This window comes from Streptomyces sp. NPDC101776, from assembly GCF_044766845.1.
In the GTDB taxonomy this organism is placed as follows: Bacteria; Actinomycetota; Actinomycetes; order Streptomycetales; family Streptomycetaceae; genus Streptomyces.
In genome coordinates, this window is record NZ_JBIWMV010000005.1 from 58,998 (window position 1) to 80,202 (window position 21,205).

At 69.8% G+C, this 21,205-nt stretch carries 20 protein-coding genes and 3 pseudogenes; 10 read left to right on the plus strand and 13 right to left on the minus strand.

The window, feature by feature from the left end; genetic code table 11:
- Window positions 1–31: 31 nt before the first annotated feature.
- Together ACIRRY_RS18780 and ACIRRY_RS18785 are read right to left on the minus strand one after the other, a co-directional pair.
- Window positions 32–1,189, minus strand: a complete 1,158-nt coding sequence (locus ACIRRY_RS18780) for an epoxide hydrolase family protein (RefSeq protein ID WP_403973788.1) — start codon at window positions 1,187–1,189, stop codon at window positions 32–34.
- A gap of 77 nt (window positions 1,190–1,266) precedes the next feature.
- Entirely contained in the window at window positions 1,267–1,842 is a 576-nt protein-coding gene (locus tag ACIRRY_RS18785; protein WP_403973791.1) for a PadR family transcriptional regulator, read from the minus strand.
- Window positions 1,843–2,084: 242 nt separating this feature from the next.
- Between ACIRRY_RS18785 and ACIRRY_RS18790 the strand changes: the two are divergent.
- Window positions 2,085–2,314 (plus strand): annotated as a pseudogene (locus tag ACIRRY_RS18790) (hypothetical protein); the annotation flags it as partial.
- Window positions 2,315–2,452: 138 nt separating this feature from the next.
- Window positions 2,453–3,075: pseudogene (locus ACIRRY_RS18795) on the plus strand (transposase family protein); the annotation flags it as partial.
- Window positions 3,076–3,580: 505 nt separating this feature from the next.
- On the opposite strand, the gene ACIRRY_RS18800 reads toward ACIRRY_RS18795, so the two are convergent.
- On the minus strand, window positions 3,581–5,053 hold the full coding sequence (locus ACIRRY_RS18800) for a sensor histidine kinase (RefSeq protein WP_403973793.1): 1,473 nt from the start codon (window positions 5,051–5,053) through the stop codon (window positions 3,581–3,583).
- Window positions 5,040–5,720: a response regulator transcription factor gene (locus ACIRRY_RS18805; protein ID WP_403973794.1), complete on the minus strand. Its 681-nt coding sequence runs from the start codon at window positions 5,718–5,720 to the stop codon at window positions 5,040–5,042. Before ACIRRY_RS18805 ends, ACIRRY_RS18800 begins: the two co-directional genes overlap by 14 nt.
- 128 nt (window positions 5,721–5,848) lie before the next feature.
- Between ACIRRY_RS18805 and ACIRRY_RS18810 the strand changes: the two genes are divergently transcribed.
- The 3 genes from ACIRRY_RS18810 to ACIRRY_RS18820 all read left to right on the plus strand — a co-directional run bounded on the left by ACIRRY_RS18810 (window position 5,849) and on the right by ACIRRY_RS18820 (window position 8,470).
- Window positions 5,849–7,375, plus strand: coding sequence for a glycosyltransferase family 39 protein (locus ACIRRY_RS18810; RefSeq protein ID WP_403973796.1), 1,527 nt, complete (start codon window positions 5,849–5,851; stop codon window positions 7,373–7,375).
- Window positions 7,376–7,495: 120 nt separating this feature from the next.
- Entirely contained in the window at window positions 7,496–7,948 is a 453-nt protein-coding gene (locus ACIRRY_RS18815; RefSeq protein WP_403973799.1) for a hypothetical protein, read from the plus strand.
- A gap of 162 nt (window positions 7,949–8,110) precedes the next feature.
- Window positions 8,111–8,470 (plus strand): SDR family NAD(P)-dependent oxidoreductase, encoded by a 360-nt coding sequence (locus tag ACIRRY_RS18820; protein ID WP_403973801.1) that lies wholly within the window; start codon window positions 8,111–8,113, stop codon window positions 8,468–8,470.
- Window positions 8,471–8,651: 181 nt separating this feature from the next.
- On the opposite strand, the gene ACIRRY_RS18825 is transcribed toward ACIRRY_RS18820, so the two are convergent.
- From ACIRRY_RS18825 to ACIRRY_RS18855, 7 genes are all read right to left on the minus strand, one after another.
- Window positions 8,652–9,317 carry a response regulator gene (locus ACIRRY_RS18825; RefSeq protein WP_403973803.1) on the minus strand — a complete coding sequence of 222 codons (666 nt, stop codon included), beginning with the start codon at window positions 9,315–9,317 and terminating at the stop codon, window positions 8,652–8,654.
- Complete coding sequence (locus ACIRRY_RS18830) at window positions 9,314–9,673, minus strand: sensor histidine kinase (RefSeq protein ID WP_403973806.1); 360 nt, start codon at window positions 9,671–9,673, stop codon at window positions 9,314–9,316. Before ACIRRY_RS18830 ends, ACIRRY_RS18825 begins: the two co-directional genes overlap by 4 nt.
- A gap of 25 nt (window positions 9,674–9,698) precedes the next feature.
- A complete protein-coding gene (locus tag ACIRRY_RS18835; protein ID WP_403973808.1) occupies window positions 9,699–10,370 on the minus strand; it encodes an ABC transporter permease in 672 nt (223 codons plus the stop codon).
- The gene (locus ACIRRY_RS18840) at window positions 10,367–11,290 is read right to left on the minus strand and encodes an ABC transporter ATP-binding protein (protein WP_403973810.1); all 924 of its coding nucleotides are present in this window, start codon (window positions 11,288–11,290) and stop codon (window positions 10,367–10,369) included. Before ACIRRY_RS18840 ends, ACIRRY_RS18835 begins: the two co-directional genes overlap by 4 nt.
- A gap of 148 nt (window positions 11,291–11,438) precedes the next feature.
- Complete coding sequence (locus ACIRRY_RS18845; protein WP_403973812.1) at window positions 11,439–12,431, minus strand: TAXI family TRAP transporter solute-binding subunit; 993 nt, start codon at window positions 12,429–12,431, stop codon at window positions 11,439–11,441.
- A 73-nt stretch (window positions 12,432–12,504) separates the two neighbouring features.
- Window positions 12,505–13,935, minus strand: coding sequence for a sensor histidine kinase (locus ACIRRY_RS18850; protein WP_403973815.1), 1,431 nt, complete (start codon window positions 13,933–13,935; stop codon window positions 12,505–12,507).
- A gap of 11 nt (window positions 13,936–13,946) precedes the next feature.
- Window positions 13,947–14,615 (minus strand): response regulator transcription factor, encoded by a 669-nt coding sequence (locus ACIRRY_RS18855; protein WP_403973818.1) that lies wholly within the window; start codon window positions 14,613–14,615, stop codon window positions 13,947–13,949.
- Window positions 14,616–14,791: 176 nt separating this feature from the next.
- Here ACIRRY_RS18855 and ACIRRY_RS18860 point away from each other — a divergent pair, with 176 nt between their 5' ends.
- From ACIRRY_RS18860 to ACIRRY_RS18880, 5 genes and pseudogenes are all read left to right on the plus strand, one after another.
- Window positions 14,792–15,817, plus strand: coding sequence for an amidohydrolase family protein (locus ACIRRY_RS18860; RefSeq protein ID WP_403973820.1), 1,026 nt, complete (start codon window positions 14,792–14,794; stop codon window positions 15,815–15,817).
- Between the two features lie 5 nt (window positions 15,818–15,822).
- Window positions 15,823–16,743 carry an amidohydrolase family protein gene (locus tag ACIRRY_RS18865; protein ID WP_403973822.1) on the plus strand — a complete coding sequence of 307 codons (921 nt, stop codon included), beginning with the start codon at window positions 15,823–15,825 and terminating at the stop codon, window positions 16,741–16,743.
- Between the two features lie 46 nt (window positions 16,744–16,789).
- Window positions 16,790–18,148: an MFS transporter gene (locus tag ACIRRY_RS18870; RefSeq protein WP_403973825.1), complete on the plus strand. Its 1,359-nt coding sequence runs from the start codon at window positions 16,790–16,792 to the stop codon at window positions 18,146–18,148.
- A gap of 609 nt (window positions 18,149–18,757) precedes the next feature.
- A pseudogene (locus ACIRRY_RS18875) lies at window positions 18,758–19,075 on the plus strand (IS256 family transposase); the annotation flags it as partial.
- A complete protein-coding gene (locus tag ACIRRY_RS18880) occupies window positions 19,075–19,437 on the plus strand; it encodes a hypothetical protein (protein ID WP_403973827.1) in 363 nt (120 codons plus the stop codon). The pseudogene ACIRRY_RS18875 and the gene ACIRRY_RS18880, both read left to right, overlap by 1 nt.
- 55 nt (window positions 19,438–19,492) lie before the next feature.
- Here ACIRRY_RS18880 and ACIRRY_RS18885 read toward each other — a convergent pair whose 3' ends face one another.
- Together ACIRRY_RS18885 and ACIRRY_RS18890 are read right to left on the minus strand one after the other, a co-directional pair.
- Window positions 19,493–20,434: an SMP-30/gluconolactonase/LRE family protein gene (locus ACIRRY_RS18885; protein WP_403973830.1), complete on the minus strand. Its 942-nt coding sequence runs from the start codon at window positions 20,432–20,434 to the stop codon at window positions 19,493–19,495.
- Between the two features lie 84 nt (window positions 20,435–20,518).
- A complete protein-coding gene (locus ACIRRY_RS18890) occupies window positions 20,519–21,169 on the minus strand; it encodes an NADPH-dependent F420 reductase (protein ID WP_403973833.1) in 651 nt (216 codons plus the stop codon).
- Window positions 21,170–21,205: the final 36 nt, after the last annotated feature.

The following is a 21,205-nucleotide window of genomic DNA, read 5'->3' on the forward strand; positions in this document are numbered from 1 at the left end:
TCGGTCGGAGGTGCCGATGCCGGCGGTGCGCTCAGCGCAGGGAACGGAAGGTGGTCCGGACTTCGTCAACGAAGAGTGCCGGTTGTTCCAGGGCCGCGAAGTGCCCGCCCACCTCAAGCTCGTTGAAGTGGACGACGTTGCTGTAGCGGCGTTCCACCCAGCGCCGGGACTTCCGGACGTGCTCCTCCGGGAACATGCTGAATCCGGTGGGCAGTGTGATCGGTGCGGCGGCGTTCGGCGCGGAGGGCCGTGCCGACCGTGCCATTTCCCAGTAGGTCCGCGCAGCGGACGTCCCGGTGTTGGGAAGCCAATAGAGCATGATGTCGTCGAGCAGCTCGTCCAGGGTGAAAGATGCTTCCGCGTCCCCCGGCGTGCCGCAGGTGTCCTGGAACATCGCGTAGATCCAGGCAGCCAGGCCGATGGGGGACTCCGCGAGCGAGTAGCCAATGGTCTGAGGGCGAGTCGCCTGCTCCTTGGCGTAGCCTGAGAGGTTCTCCCAGAAGTAGGCGGCGCTGTCGAGCATTGCCTGCTCATGCTCGGTGGCGTCCCGGATCTCGTCGGGCGTTGGCGGGAACATGGCGAAGTTGAGGTGCAGCCCGACGCATCCGTCGGGGGCCTTGCGGCCGATCTCGTCGGTGACCGCGCATCCGAGGTCGCCGCCCTGGGCGCCCCATCGCCGGTAGCCGAGCCGGTCCATCAGCGTGATCCAGGCATCGGCGACCCGGGAGAATCCCCAGCCGGGTTCCGTAGGCCGGTCGGAGAACCCGAATCCCGGCAGCGACGGCACCACGAGATGGAAGGCGTCCCGCGGGTCACCGCCGTGGGCCGCGGGATCGGTCAGTGGGCCGATGACCTTGTGGAAATCGAGGACGGAGCTGGGCCATCCGTGGGTCATGACCAGCGGGAGGGCGTCCGGCTCAGGCGAGCGCACATGGAGGAAGTGAATGCCCAGACCGTCGATGACGGTGCGGGACTGGCCGAAGGAGTTGAGGCTCTTCTCGCACCGCCGCCAGTCGTAGGTGTTGAGCCAGTAGTCGTGCAGCGCGCGGAGCTTCGCCAGCCGGGGTCCCTGGCTGGTGTCCGGAACGGTCTCTGGATCGGGCCACCGGGTGCGGGAGAGCCGCTCACGCAGGTCGGTCAGCTGTTCCTCCGGCACGGACAGGGTGAAGGGTTCGATGAGTTCGGACATGGGGCGTGCTCCTTGCCGGGCGATACCGCGCCGACCGCGACGCGGGTGGATTCAAGGCGGGGGCGGAATCCGGTGATTCAGAAGGTGTCGGGCTTACGGGTCCGTTCATCGATGACAATCTCGGGCACCGCGTCCAGAACCTCCTGGAGCCAGGCGATCTCGGCGCGCAGCCTGTGCGCACCGTGACTGACCGCCAGCGCCTCACTCACCGTCAGGTAGCCGCCGTCGATGGCGTTGGCGTTCAGCGCCTCGGTGTCCGAGAGCATGGAGGCGAGTTCATCCAGCCGGGATGCGATCACCGTGTGGAGCTCGTCCAGCTTCTCCGGGTCCAGGCGGGTGAGGGCCAGGTCGAACGGGTCCGACTTCATCCAGATGTGGCGCAGACTCTCGGACTGGAGCTCCTTGAGACGCAGCCGCCCTTCGCCGGTGATGCCGTACACCTGGCGCTCGGGCAGATTGCCCTCCTTCTCGGTCCTGACCTCTTCGAGCAAGCCCTCAGCCAGCAGGCGCTTGATCGCCTGGTACAGGCTGCCCACGGACACGTCCGTCCACAGGTGCAGATGTTCCCGCTCGGCCTGGAGACGCACCCTGTGCCCGTGCATCTCGCCGTTCCTCGCGAACGTGTCGAGGATGAACAACCTGATCGATGACATGCGACTACTCTTGCATGAGTACTCGCCCGTAGGCAACCGGCCGATGTGCTGAACATCGGCTCCGGGAGCGACCGCGTCGAGGTCACGAACGGGATTCATCGCCGATGTCACCGCCGTGACTGAACGGTGAGCGATTTCCAGCATCCCGATGCCGACCACACGTTGGACGCCCCTGCGCAACGACAAAACTCCTGGTAGACGGGTTGTAGACCAAGATCACCCGTGCCTGCCAGGAGCTTCGCATGCTTGTCCGCTCATCCTCGATCGATCTGTCCAGCCGAACCCTGCGGTTCCTTACCGGTCAACTGGCCGCGCGACGGGCGAAGATCGGTACACGGTGGCGACGTCTGGCCGTCGGCCGCCAGGCTCTGCTCGCCCTCGCGCGCCTGCGGTGCGGTTATACCTGCGCCCAGCTCGCTGGGTCGTGTCCCGCGTCGTGGTGTAGGGGATCAAGCGTGACGCATTCCGGTACGGGGCTCCTGACGATCTCTGCCGACGCAGTGGTCCACGAAGCGCCCTGCTGAGGCGAGTTGAACACGCGACCGGACTGAGCCACCGCCCCCGACCTGCGGATTCCGACGCCTTGATCGGCTACACCACTCGGCGGGACGCCACCGCTCGCTGCCGGATTCGACATCGGGATCGCTACGGTCTACCGCTGTATACGCGAAGTTGTAGAGGCCCTGGCCGCGCTCGCGCCTTCACTCGCCGAGGCGACGCGGACGATCCGCGAGAAAGCGTTCGTGATCCTGGACGGCACTCTGCTGCCGATCGACTGGGGGCACCTCCCGGCCGAAGGCTGGGGGAGATCGCTGCGGACTCCCCGTACCACTCCGGGAAACACAAGCGCCACGGCATGAAGAACATCCAGGTCCTCGCCGATCCGTTCGGACGCCTGCTCTGGGCCTCGCCCGCCCTGCCCGGATCGACCCACGACCTCACTGCTGCCCGACACCACGGAATCATCGACGCGCTCACCGAGGCGGGCCTGAAGTGCTGGGCGGACAAGGCGTATCAAGGCGCCGGCGGGCCTGTTCGAGTCCGTTCCGCGGTCGCCGTCCGAAGGGGTGGAAGCGCCGCCACAAGACCAGTCACGCCAAGATCCGATGCGTCGGCGAACGAGCTATGACCACGCTCAAGGACTGGCGTCTTCTGCGGAAGCTCCGCTGCAGCACCAATCGGATCACCGACATGGTGAAGGCCGTCCTCGTCCTTCACCACGCGTCAACGTGAGGTTGGAAAACGCTCAGTGCCGCGCGCGATCCTCACCTCGGAAGTAGGCACTCAGTAAGGAGGCTGGGTGGCGACGGGACGCCCGCGCAAGGATCCACGTGATCCGGCTGGGCAACATCGCTGCGGGCAGGCAGGGCGGCCGCTACTGCTCAGGCACGGCGCCGATTCCTCCGGAGGAGGCGGTGGCGTTGATGCGCTCGGCAGCCCTGGAACCGCTAGAGCCGTATCCGGGGGCGACACCCCCTTGGCCCAGGGGCCGCTCTCTCCTGCGGGACGCTCTCAACTCCGGTCGGGAATCCGGTCCTTGAGCAGCTGCTCGAAGTCGTCGAGTTGCCTCGTGATCCGCGCCGTCCTGGTGCGGCACGCCCTCGCACCATCCGCGGGCAACCGCACAGGTCAGCCGGGTGGCGGGTTAAGTGGATGAACGCTTCTGTGGCAGTGGCGGTGGGCGGCCGTCGTCATCGGTTGGTCTGCCGGTCGCGAAGGGCTTCCGCAGTGAAGCGCGTCATTTCTCGGCCGGGGTCGGGGTTCGGGGAAGACGTAGCTGGAAGCATGCTCCGAGGGTCCGCGGGGTGAGGGTGAGGGTGCCTCGGTGGCGGTGGGCCAGGTCGCGGGCGATGGCGAGACCCAGGCCTGTGCCGCCGTGGTCGCGGGAGCGGGCGTCGTCGAGCCGGACGAAGCGTTCGAAGATGCGCTCGGCGTCCTCGGTGGGCACGCCCGGTCCGTCGTCGTGCACGGTGAGGACGATCCAGTCGTCCTCGTTCCGGATGGTGATCTGGATGCGGTGTACGGCGTGGCGGGCGGCGTTGTCGACGAGGTTGCGCAGCAGTCGTTCGAATTCGTCGGCGTTTCCGTGTGCGGGTGCGGGCGCGGTGCTGTCACAGGTGAGGGTCAACGGTCGTTCGGTGAGGGGGTATTGCTCGGTCAGCTGAGAGGCGAGGGCTGTCAGGTCGACGGTTTCGGGACTGGTCGTGGGGGTGCGGGTGTCGAGGCGGGCGAGGAGCAGCAGGTCTTCGGCGAGTGCCTGGAGGCGGCGGGTCTGTCGTGCGGCGGTGGTTGCCGCGGCGGGCCAGTCGGTGCGCTGCGGGTAGGCGAGCGCGACTTCCAGGCTGGCCAGCAGTGTGGTGAGGGGGCTGCGTAGTTCGTGGGCGGCGTCCGCGACGAAGCGGCGTTGCTGGGCGGCGGCGTTGTCGAGGCGTTGGAGGGTGGTGTTGATGGTGGTGGCCAGGGCGGTGATCTCGTGTCCCGTGGCGGGGACGGTGACGCGTTCGCGGGGATGGCTCGCGGTGACCGAGGCGGTCAGGACGCGGATGGCTTCGACCGGCCGCAGCGCGATGCGGACGGCGAAGTAGGTGACGGCGGCGATCAGTACGAGGCTGACGAGCCCGGCCCGCAGCAGCAGGAGGTCGGTGGTCCTGGCCATTGCCTCGGCCGTGTGCGGGAGCACCACCGCATAGACCCGCAGGTCGGCGTCGGCGGCCACACCCAGAGCGGCGACTTTGTCACTGCTGAGCTGATCGGCGCTGATGTCGGCGAACATGACCGTGTAGGTGTGGCCGGCCATATCGGATCTGTCCCCGGTGGGGTTGTCGCGCACCGGTATACGGCGGGGAACGATGGTCAGGGTTCCGGGCTCCCTGGCCTCCGACGGGGCGGGCAGCACGTGGCGGGTGCCGGGATCGAGGGCTTCCATGCCTCCGCCGTAGGCGACAGCGGCGCGTCGGCCGGTCGCGACGACCTCGTACGGCACCGGGTTTCGCTCAACGGGAACCACTCCCCCGTTCAGCTGATCCACGAGAGTCCAGAGCTGTTGCTCGGTCTGTCCTTCGGTGATCTGCGTCCCCTGGCGGTAGACGTCACTGTGCATCCACCAGCCGATGCCGACCATGACGACGGCAGCGGTCAAGGCGGCGGCCAGGGCCGCGCGGGCCCGTACCGAACGCGGCCACCAGCTGCGTCGTACCTCAGTCGCGTTCACGGTCGTCCACCAGCCGGTAGCCGGTACCCCGTACGGTCTGCAGGGACTGCCGGCCGAACGCGGCGTCCACCTTCTTGCGCAGTGCGCTCACGCGCGCCTCCACCAGGTTGGGATCCAGCGCCTCGTCGGGCCACGCGTGATAGAGCAGATCCGCTTTGGAGACCGCCTGGCCAGCCCGGCGGGCCAGTAGTTCAAGGACGGCGAACTCCCGGGGGGTGAGTTCCACCCGGGCCCCGGCCCGGCGGCAGACCCGGCCGGCGACGTCCAAGGAGAGGTCGCCCACGGCAAGGACGGGCGGGGCGACCGTGGCGGCTCGTCTGACCAAGGCCCGCAGCCGTGCGACGAGCACCATGTAGGAGAAGGGTTTGGCCAGGTAGTCGTCGGCCCCCGTGTCCAGGGCCTCTGCCTGGTCCCAGTCGCCGTCCTTGGCGGTGAGTACCAGGATGGGCGTCGCGTTGCCCTCCCGGCGCAACTGGGCGCAGACCTTGTAGCCGTTGAGTCCGGGCAGCATCAAGTCCAGTACCACCAGGGCGTATTCGCCGCTCCGGGCCATCCACAGTCCGCGCCGGCCGTCATGGGCGAGGTCAACGCTGTAGCCCTCGGCGGTCAGACCGGTGTGCAGGGTGTGGGCAAGGTCGACCTCGTCTTCGACCACCAGGATGCGCATGCGGTGCAGCTTCGCACAGCGTCGGCCCGCCTTCCTGATCGGCCGGTCAGGTTGGGTCAGCCTCCGGTCAACGAGGTCCGGGCACGCTGACGGCGCTTCTCCGTCGCTGCTGAAAGGCCCTGTCGCCGATGTCCGTTGATGAACGTGCCCCCGCCGTGGCCGGGACGGTCGCCCCTCCCGTACTCGCCCCTCGGCAGTCCCCCGGCCCGGCCAAGGCCGTTGTCGTCGTCGCGCCCTTGGCGCTGAGTATCGCTCTGGGGCTCTGGGGCATCCGCAGGAAGAACACCATGTGGGGGGACGAGGCCGTCACCTGCCAGCTCGCGCACCGCGACCTTTCGCGGATATGGCTCACCGCTCAGCATGTCGATCTGGTCCACGCCCTCTACTACGCCGTGATGCACGAGGTCTTCGCACTCTTCGGCGGAGGGCTGCTGACGTTGCGGCTGCCGTCCGTGCTGGCCATGTCCGTGGCGGCGAGCGGAGTCGGGCTTCTGGGGCTACGGCTCGCGGGACCCCGTGCCGGGCTGCTGGCCGGGCTGGTGTTCGCGCTTCTCCCCCAGGTACAGAAGTACGCGCAGGAAGGCCGCTCCTATGCCATGGTCTGTGCCCTGGTCACCTGGGCCACCTATGCGCTCGTGGCCGGCGTCCCGCATCGCGCCCGGTGGCGGTGGGCGGTCTACGGCTCCACCATGCTGCTGGCCTGTCTGCTCCACGAGTTCGCGGTCCTCGCCCTGGTCGCACACGGCGTCACACTGGTCGTCTCCCGTGCTCCACGACCGGTGCTGAGGGCCTGGAGTGCTGCTGCCGCGTGCGTGGTCGCCGGACTGTTGCCGCTGGCGATCCGCAGTGCGGGGCAGTCGGGACAACTGTCCTGGATCGACGGACCGGTGCGGCTTCCCCGATTCCTGGCCACGGCGGTCGTGGGCGTGGCGTGTGCCCTGGCACCCCTGGGAACCAGAGGACCCGTGCGGCTCTCCGCGCTGGCTGTACCGATGGTTGTGCTCCCGGGGCTTCTGCTGCTGATCGCCTCGCTGGTCAAGCCCGTTTTCGTCGACCGGTACGTGCTCTACAGCAGTACCGGAATCGCTTTGCTGCTGGGCGCCTGGATGGATCGTTTCCTCCGGCGGCAGCGGTCTTTCCGCTACGTGTGGATCGCGGCGGTTGTGGTGCTGGCCGTGCTCGTCCCGACGAGCGTTTCGCTGCGGACGCCCCAGAGCCGGAGCAATGACGTCACCGCCATCGGCGCCGCCATACGGACAGAGGGTCGTCCCGGCGACGGGCTGCTCTATCTCTCCGACCAGTACCGGGCCTGGACAGCGGCCGACCCCGTAGACACCCGCTTCCTGACAGATCTCGCCCTGACACAGGACCCCGTTTCGTCGAACACACTCGCAGGTGTCGAGCTTCCCGCCCAGGACATAGCGGCACGCATGCTGGAATTCGACCGGATCATCGCGGTCCGCGACCCGGCGGGCGCGCACGCGCCGACCAACCCGCGGGAGGAAGCCAAAACAAGCACCCTGCGACGCCACTTCCGCGCGTACGGAACAAGCCAGGTCAGCGGGGCGCGAGTCACCGTCTACGTCCGAGACCACGACCCGTCTCCGAGGCCGGACCTTGATCCGGCAACCCGGGAGCGAACGGTGGGGCGATGAGGTGACCGCGACAGGTGCCCGCCGGCACCACCGCCTCACGCGGGTGGCAGCGTCGTCCTGACCGACGGATCGCTGACACCCGCCCAGCGCCGCACCGCACCGCGCCGCACCGGCCACCCGATGAGACGCCGCTGGCCGGCCAAGCACAAACGGCACGAGCTGCTCGTCATCGCCCTGACCGATGCCAAGGGGTGGCTGCTGCGGACATCCATCACCCGACCCGTGCGCGGCTCGGGGATCACCACCTGCCGCCACGACGACATGGTCGGCCGACTCCCCGCGGCCGGCCTGGCCGCGATCGCCGACCTTGGCTTCGTCGGCCTCGACGGTGACGGCGCCGACAGCAGCGACCCGGCAATCACCACCGGCTGCGAGAAGCCCAACGGCAAGAAGCCCCCAGCCGCGAAGAATCAGGTCACCCAGCTGATCACCGCGGAACGAGCCGTCTGCGCATACGCCTTCGCACATCTGGAGAATCGGCGCGTACTGACCCGGCTCCACCCCGACGTCACATGGGCCACCCGGCTCGTCCGCGCGCCGATGGTCCTCGACCCGCACGAGATCGCCCGCTGATGGACGACCCTCACCGCAGACAACTACCGCCGCCCAGCACGAACATGGCCTCATCCACCCATGCCACCCTGCGCGTCCTTGACCGGGGAGAGAGTCTGAGTGAGCGGTCCGTGAATCTACGACTGGTTCTGGTGTCGCCTGAGGCTGGACCAGGTGGAAGCCATGAGCGGACGGGCCGACGCCACGATCGTCAACATCTCGTCGTCCGCGGCCTACGCGAACCGCAATGCCTACGCCGTGTCCAAGCTGGCCGTCCGTGGCCTGACCGTGGCGTTCGCGCGCGAGTTCGCGGGTGACGGCATCCGGGTGAACGCGATAGCGCCCGGACTCGTCCTCACCGACACGATCCGAACCGAACTGCCTCGTGCCGAGTTAGAACGCGCGCTGGGCGAGCAACTCGTCCAACGCGAGGGTAGGGAGCGGGACATCATCGGGACCTTGCTCTACCTTGCCTCGCCGAAGGCGTCCTTCCTCACCGGGGAGACACTGCGTGTGACAGGCGGCTTCGGACTGTCCGTCTAGCACTCCAGCACGACCCCGGATTCATTCACGACTGCGGACTGCGGATGGACGGCCGCACCGTGCTTGTCGACCCGTCCCCGCGCAACGGCCGTACGGGCAGAGGGCCTTACTTCGACGGACCGGACGCGCCCTACCTGGACCGGCTCGCGGCTGCGAGCGTGACGTCTTAAAAGGGCGGCGCTCACTGCCGGGGAGCGACCAGTCCCGCGTCGTAGGCGAGGATGACCGCCTGGATACGGTCCCGGGCACCGACCTTGGCCAGCACCCGGCCCACATGCTTCTTCACGGTGGACTCGGTCAGCACGAAGCGTTCGGCGATCTCGGCGTTCGTCCAGCCCGTACCGATGGCCACGAGCACCTCGTGCTCGCGTTCGGTGAGCGCCGCCAGCCGTGGGTCCTTACGAGGCCCGGCATCCGGGGCCAGGACGTCATGGGCGTGGGCGTCGAGCAGGCGGCGGGTGAGCCGGGGGGCCACGACGGCGTCGCCGGTCGCGACCGCCTGGATCCCGGCGAGGAGTTCCTCCGGCCTGGCGTCCTTGAGCAGGAAGCCGCTGGCCCCGGCGCGCAGTCCGGCGTAGGCGTACTCGTCGAGGTCGAAGGTGGTCAGGATGAGCACGCGGGTACGGCCGCCCGTCGCCACGATGCGGCGGGTCGCCTCGATGCCGTCGAGACCCGGCATCCGTACGTCCATCAGGACCACGTCGGGGCTCAGTTCGGCCGCCATGCGCACGGCCTGCGCGCCGTTGTCGGCCTCGCCGACCACGCTCACGCCGGGGGTGCCGTCGAGCAGCATCCGGAAGCCCATGCGGGGCAGCGGCTGGTCGTCGGCGATCAGGACGGTGGTCATGGCGCGGTCTCTCCGGAGGTGGCGGGGGCGGACAGTTCCAGCAGGACGTCTACGATCCAGCCCCGGCCGTCGGTACGCGGTCCGAGGGTGACGGTGCCGCCGTAGAGCGCGGCCCGCTGGCGGATGCCGACCAGGCCGTGCCCGCTGTCCGGGCGGTGAGCCGTGGCCGGTCTCCGCGCGAGTGAGCCGGTGTCGGCGATCCGGACGCGCAGCAGCTCGTCCTCGACCGTGAGCGTGACCTCGGCCGTGGTGCCGGGGCCGGCGTGCTTGAGGGTGTTGGTCAACGCTTCCTGCACCACCCGGAACGCCGTGAGCTGCACGCCCCGGCCCGAGTGACCCGGCTTTGTGTGATCCATCGGCTCCATCCTCGCGGACGGCCCCTCAGACGTCACTGCGACGCAACCGGTAAGCGGCACCAGCCACCAGCACTACGGCCCACACCAGCAACGCCGTCAGGCCCGCCCCCGGGCCCACCAGGGAGTCACTGGACTCGTGCAGGGTCATCACCGACTGCCCCGCATTACTGGGCAGATAGCGGCTCACCGTGTCACCCAGCGAACTGGGCAACAGCCCCGTCAGGCCGGGCAGGACGAGCACCGCGCCCGCCAGGATCGCGATACCCCCGGCGTTGTTGCGCACGATCAACCCGACCGTCACGCCGTACACACCCACCAGACCCAGATACACACCCGCACCCAGCAGACACCGGAAGACCCCGGCATCCCCCAGGGACAGGGCGATCCTCTCCCCGTGCAGCGCGGCGCTCCCCAGCAGGAAGGAGACCAGCGCGCCGACGGCCAGGGCCGCGAGGTTGGTGCCGGCCAGCGCCAGGGTCAGCGCGGCACCGGACGCCGCGTCCTTGCCGCCCAGCGGGCCGTCCGGAGTGTAGACAGCGGCGGCGATCACCCCGATCGCCACCAGGAACAGCACGGCCACCCCCAGCGTGATCCAACTGGAGCGCAGCGACCAGAACTTGGACCACTCCGAGCGGACCACCCGCCGGCCGGTCACCCGGTACGTCGGTGGGGTGGCGGTAAGGGTGCTCGCGGTCATGAGGCGGCCCTCCGCACGTCGCTGCTCTGGTACTCCACCGCGTCCTGGGTCAGATGCATGAACGCCTCCTCCAACGACACCGACTCGGCGGCCAGTTCGTACAACGGCACCCGGTGCTCGGCCGCCACCTCCCCGATCCGGCGGGTGTCCAGACCGGAGACGACCAGCCGCTCGGCGCCCGTCGAGGTGACGGTGACACCGGGAGCGGCCAACAGCGCGCGCAGCCGGGCGGGTTCGCCCGTGGCCACCCGCACACCCTTGTCCGCCGACCGCTCCACCAGCGCGTCGACAGTCGTCTCCGCCAACAGCCGCCCCCGCCCCACGACCACCAGACGGTCCGCGGTCTGCGCCATCTCGCTCATCAGATGCGAGGACAGCATCACCGTGCGCCCCTCGGCGGCCAGCCCGCGCAGCAACTCCCGCACCCAGCGCACGCCTTCGGGATCCAGGCCGTTGACCGGCTCGTCCAGCATCACGACCGCGGGGTCACCGAGGAGCGCCGCGGCGATGCCCAGCCGCTGGCCCATCCCCAGCGAGAACGCCCCGACCCGCTTGTGCGCCACCGCGTGCAGACCGGCCAGATCGATGACCTCCTCCACCCGCCGCTTCGGCACACCATGGGTGTACGCCAACGCCATCAGATGGTTGAAGGCCGAGCGCCCCGGATGCACCGCCTTCGCCTCCAGCAGCACCCCCAACTCCTGCAAAGGCGCCCGGTGCTGGGCATAGCGCCTGCCGTTGACCAGGGCCGTGCCGGCGGTCGGCGCGTCCAGACCCACGATCATCCGCATGGTGGTGGACTTGCCCGCCCCGTTCGGCCCCAGGAACCCGGTCACCTGCCCGGGCGGGGCAGTGAACGTCAGGTCGTCCACCGCCGTCCTGTCCCCGTACCGCTTGGTCAGCCCGCGCACTTCGATCACTGTGCCGCTCCCCGCTCGTGCCCTGCCCGGCAGCCCGCCGGGTCACTGCTTCGAGGCTAGGAGCGGCTACGGCGCGACCCGTGGGCCCGCAGGGGACAAACCCCGCTGGTCACTGGTACCGGGGTACACCGGCAAGGTCGTCCCGGGCTCAGCCGTGCAGCGCGCGGTATGCCGCGACCGCCCCTGGGTGGAGCGGGACGGCGCCCGTCCCGATGAGGCTGCGGACGTCGAGGAACTGGGTGCCGACAGCGTTGCGGGGAACGAGTTCGGTCGCGCGCAGAACCAGCAGGCGGGTGATCGCCTCGGCCACACCGCGGGGCAGTTCGGGGCGGCACACCAGCAGGTTGGACACCCCGATGGTGGCGACCCCGCCCGCCGCCCGGTACGCGCCCTGCGGCAGGGAGACCTCTTCCAGGCCCGAGGCCGCCTGGCCGCCCGGTCCGCCGAGCCGGGGCAGCAGACCGGCCAGCGGCAGGAACCGCAGACCGAACCGGTCGTCGAGTTCGGACAGAACCGGCAGCGGTACGCCGCCGGCCACCAGCAGAGCGTCGACCGAGCCCGTCCGCAGGGCATCGGCCGCGTCGGCCAGCGGGAGATGGCGTACGACGGTATCGGTACCGGGCGACAGACCCGCGGCATGCAGGATCTGCTCGCCGAGTACGGCCGCGCCCGATCCGGCCGCGCCGAGCGACACGGTGCGTCCGGACAGGTCGGCCACCATACGCACGGATGAGTCGGCGCGGACGACGAACTGGAGGTAGGTCTCGTACAGCCTGCCGATCGCGCGCAGGGGCACAGGGTGCGGGAAAAGAGCGGTGCCCTGGGCCGCCCGCGCGGTGTCGGTGAGGACGAGCGCGAGGTCGGCGCGGTGGTCGCGGAGCAGTTCGATATTGGTGAGGCTGCCCGGTGTGGTGCGGACGCGGCAGCGCAGGCGCGGGTACGCCGCCGTGAGTTCGGCGGCGAGGAGACGGCCGAACGCCTCGTAGAAGGCGGTGGGTTCTCCGGTCGCGAAGCGCAGGACACCGCTCGGTCCGGGCCGCTGCCCGGAGACGTCGCCCGTGAGCGCGCCGCCGAGAACGGCGGCGGTCGTCGCGCCGAGGGCGGCGTGGAGAAGGGTGCGGCGGGCGACAGGGCGGGTCATCGTGCACCGCCGCGCGGATCACGGCGGACCGCGGTCACCTCGTGCGGCGCGCGACGGGAATTGCCGTGGCCGTTCATCCGGCCCCGCCGGCGCCGCGGTCGGCCGCGTCGGTCACGGCGCACGGCAGGAGCGCGGTGGCCCGCAGTCCTCGTGGTCGCGCGGGCTCCAGTTCCAGTCGGCCTTCCCGGCCCGCCAGCAGTTGTTCGACGATGGCCAGCCCCAGGCCCGTTCCCGCCGTCCCGTCCTGCCGTTGCCGGCCGGAGCGCCAGAATCTCGTGGTGGCCTGGGCGATTTCCTCCGAGGTCAGACCGGGTCCGTCGTCCGTCACCGTGAGGGCGGCGTGCCGGCCTTCGACGGTGCAGCGCAGGGAGATCTCGGCGTCCGGGCCCGCGTACTTGATGGCGTTGTCCAGGAGGATGTCCGTGATCTGGGCTAGCTCGTGGTCCGTGCAGGCGGCCATGACCGGGGTCGCGGCGGCGTCGAGGGTGAGGCGGGCGCCGGCGCGGTGGGCGACCGGCTCCCACAGCCGGTACTGGGCGGTCGCGACCGCCGTGGCGTCGCAGTGGGCGCCGGAGTCGTCGGTCACGGCGAGTTCCCCGGCGCGGTGTTCCGCGGTGGCGAGGGTCAGCATGTCGTCGAGCAGGGTCTCCAGGCGGTCGAGTTCGGTGGTCACGCCGGTGTACGTGCGGTCGGCGGACGAGGGCAGGTGGCGGTGCAGGGCGTCGACGCGCAGCCGTAGCGCGGCCATGGGGTTGCGCATCTGGTGGGAGGTGTCGGCGACGAGCCGGCGCTGCTGTTCCAGGGCCGCCGTGACCGTACGCGCCATGCGGTTGAAGCCGGTCGCGAGCTGGCGCAGTTCCGGTGGGCCGCCGGCCCTGGTCTGTTCGGGCGGGAGTCCCGCGGCGAGTTGTCCGACCGCGCGGTCCAGACGGCGCAGCGGGCTGACCACCCACCGCGTGGCGGCCCGGGCGAGGACCGTGCAGGCGACGGCGACCAGGGCGGTTCCCGCGATGACGGCGGCCCAGCGCCGGGTGACGTCCTCCGCCGCGGTCTCGACCGAGGCCCGCAGCACGACGGCACCGGAGACCCGGGTCCCGGTGCCCGCGGGCTCGGCGAACATCCGGGACCCCTTCGACCAGGGACGCAGCGCGCCCGAGGGATGCGCGGTCTGGTTGCGCAGCGCCGCGTCGAGCAACCGGCCTACGGCGGGGTCGGCGGCCCGCATCCCGCCGGTCTGCACGATCGGGCGCCGGCGGGTGTCGGTGACGACGAGCGGTTCGCCGTACAGCTGGGTGTAGCGGCGGGCCTCGGCGGTGACGGCCGAGGTGTCGCCGGTCTGCGCGGCCTGGTCCATGAGGGAGGCGAAGCGGTCGAGGTCCGCGCTGCGGGCGAGGACGAGTTGCTGGGTGCGGTCGGACGCGGTGAACAGCAGCAGCGGTACGGCGAACGCGGCCACCGTGATCACGACGAACAGCAGCATGGCGGCCTGGACCCGGGTGCGCACGCGTCGGTTCCTCAGTTCCCGAGGTCCCCGAAGCGGTAGCCGAAGCCCCGGATCGTGGTGAGCAGTTCGGGGCGGGCGAGCTTGGCACGCAACTGGGTGAGGTGGACGTCGAGCGACCGGGACACGGCGTGGTAGGCGTCGCCCCACACCTCGTCCAGGAGCTGTTCACGGCTGACCGCGGTGCCCGCCCGTCCCGCGAGCACGGCGAGGATGTCGAACTCCTTGGTGGTCAGCTCGACCTCGGCCCCGCCGACCCGGACCCGGCGCGCGTCCAGATCCACCTCGACGTCACCGGCACGGACCGTCCGTACCGTGGAGCCGCCCCGCGCCGCGGTCCGCCGGGTGACGGCGTCGATCCGCGCGAGCAGTTCGGCGAGGCGTACCGGCTTGACGAGGTAGTCGTCGGCTCCGAGCCGCAGTCCGCGCACGACCGAGCGTTCGTCGCCGCGGGCGGTGAGCACCACGACCGACATGTCACTGACCGCGCGCAGGGCGCGCAGCACGTCCAGGCCGTCGGTGTCGGGCAGGCCCAGGTCGAGAAGGAGCAGGTCGGAGCTGCGGTGGTAGGTCAGGACGTCCCGGCCGTAACGGACGCGTCGGGTGACGTGGCCGTGGTCGTAGAGGACCTCCACGAGCGCCGCGGCGACCCCGTCGTCGTCCTCGGCCAGCAGTATCTGCACTCCGCCCACCTCCTTTCGGCCACTTCGATGACTCCGTCCAGCCGAATGTAGACCACACCGACCGGCTGCTCGCCGGAGTGTTAAGGGGAGGTTAGTTCTGTGTTCGGCCCTCTCGTCCGCCGGTGCGGGGCGGGGCCAGGCTGCACGGCACCCAGCAGCCTGAGAAGGACGCCGTAATGATCATTGACTGTCACGGTCACTACACGACCGCCCCGCCGGCCCTGGAGGCATGGCGCAAGCGGCAGACCGCCGCCCTCACCGATCCGTCGGCGGCCCCCGCCCGCGCGGATCTGCGCATCGGGGACGACGAGCTGCGCGAGAGTGTCGAGCCGAACCAGTTGCGGCTGATGGACGAGCGCGGCATCGACATGACGGTCTTCTCGCCGCGCGCGTCGTTCATGGCGCACCACGTCGGAGACTTCGAGACCTCCGCCGCCTGGGCGGCCATCTGCAACGAACTCTGCTTCCGCGTCAGCCAGTTGTATCCGGAGCGCTTCGTGCCCGCCGCGATGCTCCCGCAGTCGCCCGGGGTCGACCCGGCCACCTGCGTACCCGAACTCACGCGCTGCGTGGAGGAGTTGGGCGCCGTCGCGGTCAACCTCAACCCCGACCCCTCGGGCGGCCACTGGACCGCCCCACCCCTCACCGACCGCTCGTGGTACCCGCTCTACGAGAAGATGGTGGAGTACGACATCCCGGCGATGGTCCACGTCAGCACGAGCGTCAACCCGGCCTTCCACACCACCGGCGCGCACTATCTCAACGCCGACACCACGGCGTTCATGCAACTGGTCCAGGGCGACCTGTTCGCCGACTTCCCGACCCTGCGCATCGTCATCCCGCACGGCGGCGGGGCGGTGCCGTACCACTGGGGCCGCTTCCGTGGCCTCGCGATGGCACTCGGGAAGCCGCCGCTGGAGCAACACGTCCTGGGCAACGTCTACTTCGACACCTGCGTGTACCACCAGCCCGGCTCCGACCTCCTCTACGACGTCATCCCGGCCCGCAACATCCTCTTCGCCTCGGAGATGATCGGCGCCGTGCGGGACATCGACCCGTGCACCGGCCACCACTTCGACGACACCCGGCGCTACGCGGAGGCGGCCAAGCTGCCCGCGGACGACCTGGCAGCGGTCCAGGAATACAACGCCCGCGCCGTGTACCCCCGCCTCGACGCGCTGCTCAAGCGCCAGGGCCGGTGACGCGCATGAGCGCCCTCTCCCCCAAGTCCCCCGGCTGGCTGGACTGGTACGAGAACCCGTCCGAACCGGCCTTCCGACTGCCGCCGGGCACCGTCGACACCCACTGCCATGTCTTCGGCCCGCAGGCCGAGTTCCCCTTCGCGCCAGAACGCAAGTACACGCCCTGCGACGGCGGCAAGGACGAACTCTTCGCGCTCCGCGACCAGTTGGGCATCGCCCGCAACGTCATCGTGCAGGCCACCTGCCACGGTGCGGACAACAGCGCCATGGTCGACGCCGTCCGGGCGGCGGACGGCCGGGCACGCGGCATCGCGACCGTACGACCCGACATCGACGAGAGCGAACTGCTCGCACTCGACGCGGCGGGCGTGCGCGGTGTGCGCTTCAACTTCGTACGCCGCCTGGTCGACGCCTCGCCGGAGGACGACCTCCAGACGATCGCCAAGAAGGTCGCCCCACTGGGCTGGCACGTCGTCCTCTACTTCGAGAGCGTCGATCTGGCCCAACTGGAGGGATTCTTCAAGTCGTTGCCCGTGCCGTTGGTGGTGGACCACATGGGCCGCCCGGATGTGACGCGACCGGTGGACGGGCCGGAGTTCACCCGGTTCCTGAGCTTCGTCGAGGACAACGACGTCTGGGTGAAGGTGACTTGCCCCGAGCGCCTCAGTGTCACGGGGCCGGCCGCCCTCAACGGCGAACATCACGCGTACACCGACGTCGCCCCCTTCGCCCGCCGCGTCGTGGAGGAGTTCCCCGACCGGGTCCTGTGGGGCACCGACTGGCCCCACCCCAACCTCACCGACCACATGCCGGACGACGGCCTCCTCGTCGACCACGTCCCGCATGTCGCAGTCACCGAAGAACAGCGCCACAAGCTCCTCGTCGCCAACCCGATGCGCCTGTACTGGCCCGGCGAGGACTCCTGACTCCCCAACTCCCCTCTCCGCTATCCGACTTCGACAAGGGCCGCTCATGCAACACGCCAACGCACTGAACCGGCTGGACCGGCTTCCCATCTCCCGCTTCCACAAAGTCACCCTGCTCGCCGTCGCGTTCGCGTACTTCTTCGAGTTCGCGGACATCAACAGCTTCGCCACCACCGCGCCGAAACTGATCAAGCTGTGGGGCGTGACGGTCGACCAGATCGCCTACGTCACCTCGCTCTCGTTCGTCGGCATGTTCATCGGCGCGATCGTCGCCGGATCCATCGCCGACCGCTGGGGCCGCAAACGCGCCCTGCTGTGGACGACGCTCTTCTTCGGCATCTCCTCGTTCGCCGCGGTGTTCTCCTGGGACCTCGTGTCCCTGGGCGTCTTCCGCGTCCTGACCTCGGCCGGCCTGTCGGCGATGACCGTCGTGGGGGTCGTCTACGTCAACGAGATGTACCCGTCGGCGACCCGCGGGAAGTACCAGGCGTACGCCATCGCCATCGGCATCTGCGGCACACCCGTCACCAACCTCATCGCCAGCGCGGTCGTACCGCTCAACGACTGGTCGTGGCGGCTGGTCTACCTCTGGGGCTCCCTGGGCATCCTGCTGGTCCTGTTCACCCGGCACCTCAAGGAGTCACCGCGCTGGCTCGAAAGCAGGGGGGACCACGCGGCGGCGGACGCGATCCTGCGGGAGATAGAGACACGCGTCGCCGCCGAGAAGGGCCCGCTTCTCGAACCCGCTCCCCCGGTCGACGAAAAGCCGTCGGCAAAGGCACCGCTGCGACTGCTCCTCCAGCGCAAGTACCTGCTCCCGACGCTCCTGCTCACCGCGCTGTGGATGACCCAGACCATCGGCTTCTTCGGCTACTCCAGCTGGGCACCCACCCTGCTGGCCAAGGAGGGCTTCAGCGTCGAGAAGTCCGTGTTCTACGTCGCCCTCACCACCGTCGGCGCACCACTCGGCTGCTACCTGGCGTCCCTGGTCACCGACCGCTTCGAGCGCAAATGGTGCCTGGTCGCCTTCGGCACGGTGATCGCGGTCTGCGGCCTGCTGTACGGCCTCACCTTCAACCCCGTCCTCATCGTCGTGTTCGGCTTCCTGGTGAACCTCTTCGAACGCGGCTACACCGCCCTCGCCTACGCCTACTCCCCCGAACTCTTCGACACCCGCAGCCGCTCCCTGGGCACAAGCGTCTCCTACGGCCTCGGCCGCCTGTCCAACGCCGCCGGCCCCCTGATCGTCGCCGCGCTCTACAACGGGCACGGCTACCAGAGCGTCTTCTACTTCATCGCCGGCACCTGGCTGCTCGGCGCGATGATCCTGGCCGCCTTCGGCACCCGGACACGCTCGGCGCGCCTCGCGGAGGCGGAACGGCAACGGGTGAGCGTCCCGGCCTGACCAGGGCCGACACAACCGACAGCCACGCAGATCGGCGTGCGCAGTCGCGACGGCGCCTCGACGGCGGGAGAGGAAGGCGGCATGCCCTGTCGGAAACGCGTCACGCACGACCGACCGGCAGCGGCACGTACCACGACGACCACGAAAGCGAGTTCGTCGCCTTCGGCCGCACGCAGGGGTCCTTGGCGCCGATGCCGCCACACGAAGCGGGTGTGGGGCGAAAAGCCGAGCTACTCGGCCGTGTCCTGCACGTTCAGGAACGCTCTGCCAGTGGTGGCGCCCCGGTCGGGTGCCGCGAAGCGATCAGATGGCGAGCGTGCGGACATGGGTGGCTCCTTGACGATGAAGGTGGATGAGCGCCCGGGATATAGAAGGCCGGGCCAACGGGCAGTCCAGGACGAAGGTCGACCAGCCGTGTCGGGCAGTGGGACCGCGCCACAGAGGGGCGCCGACGACAAGGACGCTGATCACGTGACGGCTTCGTTGGGGTGAGGACCACCGGGAGCAATGCTCAAGACCCGTGCTGAACGGCTCCCTGATCGACGATATGGTCCGTGAGGGCGCCTGGCGGATGCCGGCCGACGCGCTGGAAGCGGAAGTGAGCAGGTGGAACACCCAAAGGTCGTGAAACGGATCACGGACGACGAGGACGGGCTGCCGGCGTTCTTCGGCTTCACCGCCGAGCACGGGATCCACCTGCGGACCACGAACCCGATCGAGTCGACCTCCGCGACCGTGCGGCTTCGGACCAAAGTCACCCAGGGCGCGGGCAGCCGCGAAGCCGGACTGGCCATGGTCGTCAAGCTCATCGAGTCAGCCCAGGCCCGCCGGCGAACCGTGAACGCGCCCCACCTCGTCGCCCTCGTCCGTGCCGGAACCCGAATCGAACGCGGTCAGCTCGTTGAGCGCGAGGAGCAGGCAACCTGATGGACACACCCAATCCCCTGACTGACGAGGAACTCTCCAACATCGAGGAGCTTGCCCGTGCTGCGACTCCCGGCCCCTGGCACATGCGCCAACTGGACGACGACTTCGCCATGAGCCTCGTAGCCATCAGCACTGTCCCCGACACCGGGGCCGGCGAACGCTGGCCGGACTTCGACCACCGCCACATCGTGGCCGCCACCCTGGTCCAGCAGCCACGATACGTCGACGTCGCGGACGAACGCTGGGACGAGAACGCCCACTTCATCGCCAACGCCCGCCAGGACGTCCCCCGCCTGATCGCCGAGATCCGACGTCTCCGCCGCCTCCTCGCAGCCAAGGAGCAGAAGCCCGAGGGAGGCTGAACGGCACCGCGGATCCACGGGAATTGACAATTACTCGTCGTCCTTCGGCTCCCGGTCAGCGGTCGAGGTGGGCGAGGAGCAGGTTGGGGTCGTTGTCCGTGAGGTAGGCGGCGCTGGGGACGTACACCGTGCGGTCGTGGACCGCGATCGAGGTCGGGGTCCGCAGGCCGTCCTTCGCGGTGAGCACGGTGATGTGGGTGCCGTCCGGGCGGACGAGGTCGACCTCGTTGTCGCCGCGGGCGGCGAGGAGGGTGTCGCCGCGGCCGGTGAAGGCGAAGTCGTCGATGGAGGGCATTCCGGTGGCGCGGACCTGGATCCTTCCTGCCGTACCGCGTGCGGTGAGGGGAATGCGCAGGACGGTGCCCTTGTCGAGGTTGGTGGCCCAGACGGCGCCGTTGTGCAGCTTCAGACCGTTGGCCCCGGCGAACGTGCTGGGCCGGAGGGCCTCGCCCTTGGCCCACACGGTGGCCTTGCCACCGCGCGCGGGGACGCGGTAGACGACGCCGTGCACGGAGTCGGTGGCGTAGAGGCGGCCGGTGTGCTGGTCCAGGGCGAGGCCGTTGGGCAGTCCGTCGGCGGGCAGGGCGGCGACGCGGTGCGGGTGGCCGCCTGGCGGCAGGGCCCAGATGCCGGTGAGGTCGGCGGTGCCGGTGGCGTAGGTGACGTAGAGGGTGCCGTCGTCGGCGCGGGCGGTGCCGCCGACGAACGCCTTGCCCAGGTTGGGGGTGTTGGCCTTGGCCGGGGCCGGGAGGGTGGCCAGCACGCGCGTCCGGCCGCCGGGGGTGAGCCGGACGATCTGCCGGGCGAAGGAGAAGGTCAGGTACGCCGTTCCGGTGCGGTCGACGGTGATGTTCTCGGGCTGCTGCGAGGCGGACAGGTCGAAGTGGGCGGCGATGCGGGGCGCGGAGAGCGGGGTGGTCGCGGCGGTGGCGGTGGACGCGGAGATCAGCAGAGCGGCGGTGGCCGCGAGCGTAGTGAGGGTGGTGCGCACGTGCATGGGGTGCTTCTCCAGGTGGGGAATCGGTGAACGGCCGTTGCGCGGCCGACGGGCTGCGCGGCGAGGGGGCTCTGTCCGCGTGGCTCAGGGGGTGACGATCTTGATCGTGCTCGCCCAGCCGTGGCCGCCCTCCCTGATCTGGAGTGCCATGTGGAGGAGTTGGAAGCCCTCCAGTTGGCGCGCGTGTCTGAGCGCGCCGACATCGACGGGGTTGAGGCCGCCGGAGGTGACGAGGTCGGCGACCTGTTTGCGCGCGGTCTCGTCGTCTCCGGCGATGAAGACGTCCAGCGGTATGCCGTCCACCTGTCCGGCGGCCAGGGTGGTGGCGAACGTGGTGTTGAACGCCTTGACCACTCTCACGTCCGGTGCGGCGGACTCGGCGATCTGCTCGGCGGCGGAGGTCCCCGGCGTGACGACGAGTTCGTCGAGGGAGGCGTCGACGGGATTGCTGATGTCGACCAGCACCTTGCCGCTCAGCCGCGTTCCGTAGGAGGCGGCGAGTTGCCTGGCCGCGTCGAAGGGCACCGCGAGGACCACGAGTTCGGCGGTGTCCACGGCCGAGTCGTCGGCGGCACCGATGAGGCCACCGCGGTGGTCGCGGGTGCGGAGTTCGTCGACAAGTCCGACGGCCTTGCCGGCGTCTTTGGCGGTGACGGTGACCGTGTGCCCGCCGAGCAGGGCGCGGGTGGCGATGCCTCGGGCCATGTTGCCGGCGCCGACGATGGTGATCTGCATGGGGGATGTCGTCCTTCCTTGCGCTGTGCCCGGTCG

Excerpts from the sequence above, each read along its gene's own strand:
- ACIRRY_RS18825 (WP_403973803.1), bottom strand. The coding sequence starts at position 9,317 with ATGACCACCGTCCTGATCGCCGACGACCAGCCGCTGCCCCGCATGGGC.
- ACIRRY_RS18880 (WP_403973827.1), top strand. The coding sequence starts at position 19,075 with ATGGACACACCCAATCCCCTGACTGACGAGGAACTCTCCAACATCGAG.
- ACIRRY_RS18780 (WP_403973788.1), bottom strand. The coding sequence starts at position 1,189 with ATGTCCGAACTCATCGAACCCTTCACCCTGTCCGTGCCGGAGGAACAG.
- ACIRRY_RS18820 (WP_403973801.1), top strand. The coding sequence starts at position 8,111 with ATGAGCGGACGGGCCGACGCCACGATCGTCAACATCTCGTCGTCCGCG.
- ACIRRY_RS18870 (WP_403973825.1), top strand. The coding sequence starts at position 16,790 with ATGCAACACGCCAACGCACTGAACCGGCTGGACCGGCTTCCCATCTCC.
- ACIRRY_RS18835 (WP_403973808.1), bottom strand. The coding sequence starts at position 10,370 with ATGACCGCGAGCACCCTTACCGCCACCCCACCGACGTACCGGGTGACC.
- ACIRRY_RS18805 (WP_403973794.1), bottom strand. The coding sequence starts at position 5,720 with ATGCGCATCCTGGTGGTCGAAGACGAGGTCGACCTTGCCCACACCCTG.
- ACIRRY_RS18890 (WP_403973833.1), bottom strand. The coding sequence starts at position 21,169 with ATGCAGATCACCATCGTCGGCGCCGGCAACATGGCCCGAGGCATCGCC.
- ACIRRY_RS18845 (WP_403973812.1), bottom strand. The coding sequence starts at position 12,431 with ATGACCCGCCCTGTCGCCCGCCGCACCCTTCTCCACGCCGCCCTCGGC.
- ACIRRY_RS18815 (WP_403973799.1), top strand. The coding sequence starts at position 7,496 with ATGAGACGCCGCTGGCCGGCCAAGCACAAACGGCACGAGCTGCTCGTC.
- ACIRRY_RS18865 (WP_403973822.1), top strand. The coding sequence starts at position 15,823 with ATGAGCGCCCTCTCCCCCAAGTCCCCCGGCTGGCTGGACTGGTACGAG.
- ACIRRY_RS18860 (WP_403973820.1), top strand. The coding sequence starts at position 14,792 with ATGATCATTGACTGTCACGGTCACTACACGACCGCCCCGCCGGCCCTG.
- ACIRRY_RS18785 (WP_403973791.1), bottom strand. The coding sequence starts at position 1,842 with ATGTCATCGATCAGGTTGTTCATCCTCGACACGTTCGCGAGGAACGGC.
- ACIRRY_RS18830 (WP_403973806.1), bottom strand. The coding sequence starts at position 9,673 with ATGGATCACACAAAGCCGGGTCACTCGGGCCGGGGCGTGCAGCTCACG.
- ACIRRY_RS18810 (WP_403973796.1), top strand. The coding sequence starts at position 5,849 with ATGTCCGTTGATGAACGTGCCCCCGCCGTGGCCGGGACGGTCGCCCCT.
- ACIRRY_RS18885 (WP_403973830.1), bottom strand. The coding sequence starts at position 20,434 with ATGCACGTGCGCACCACCCTCACTACGCTCGCGGCCACCGCCGCTCTG.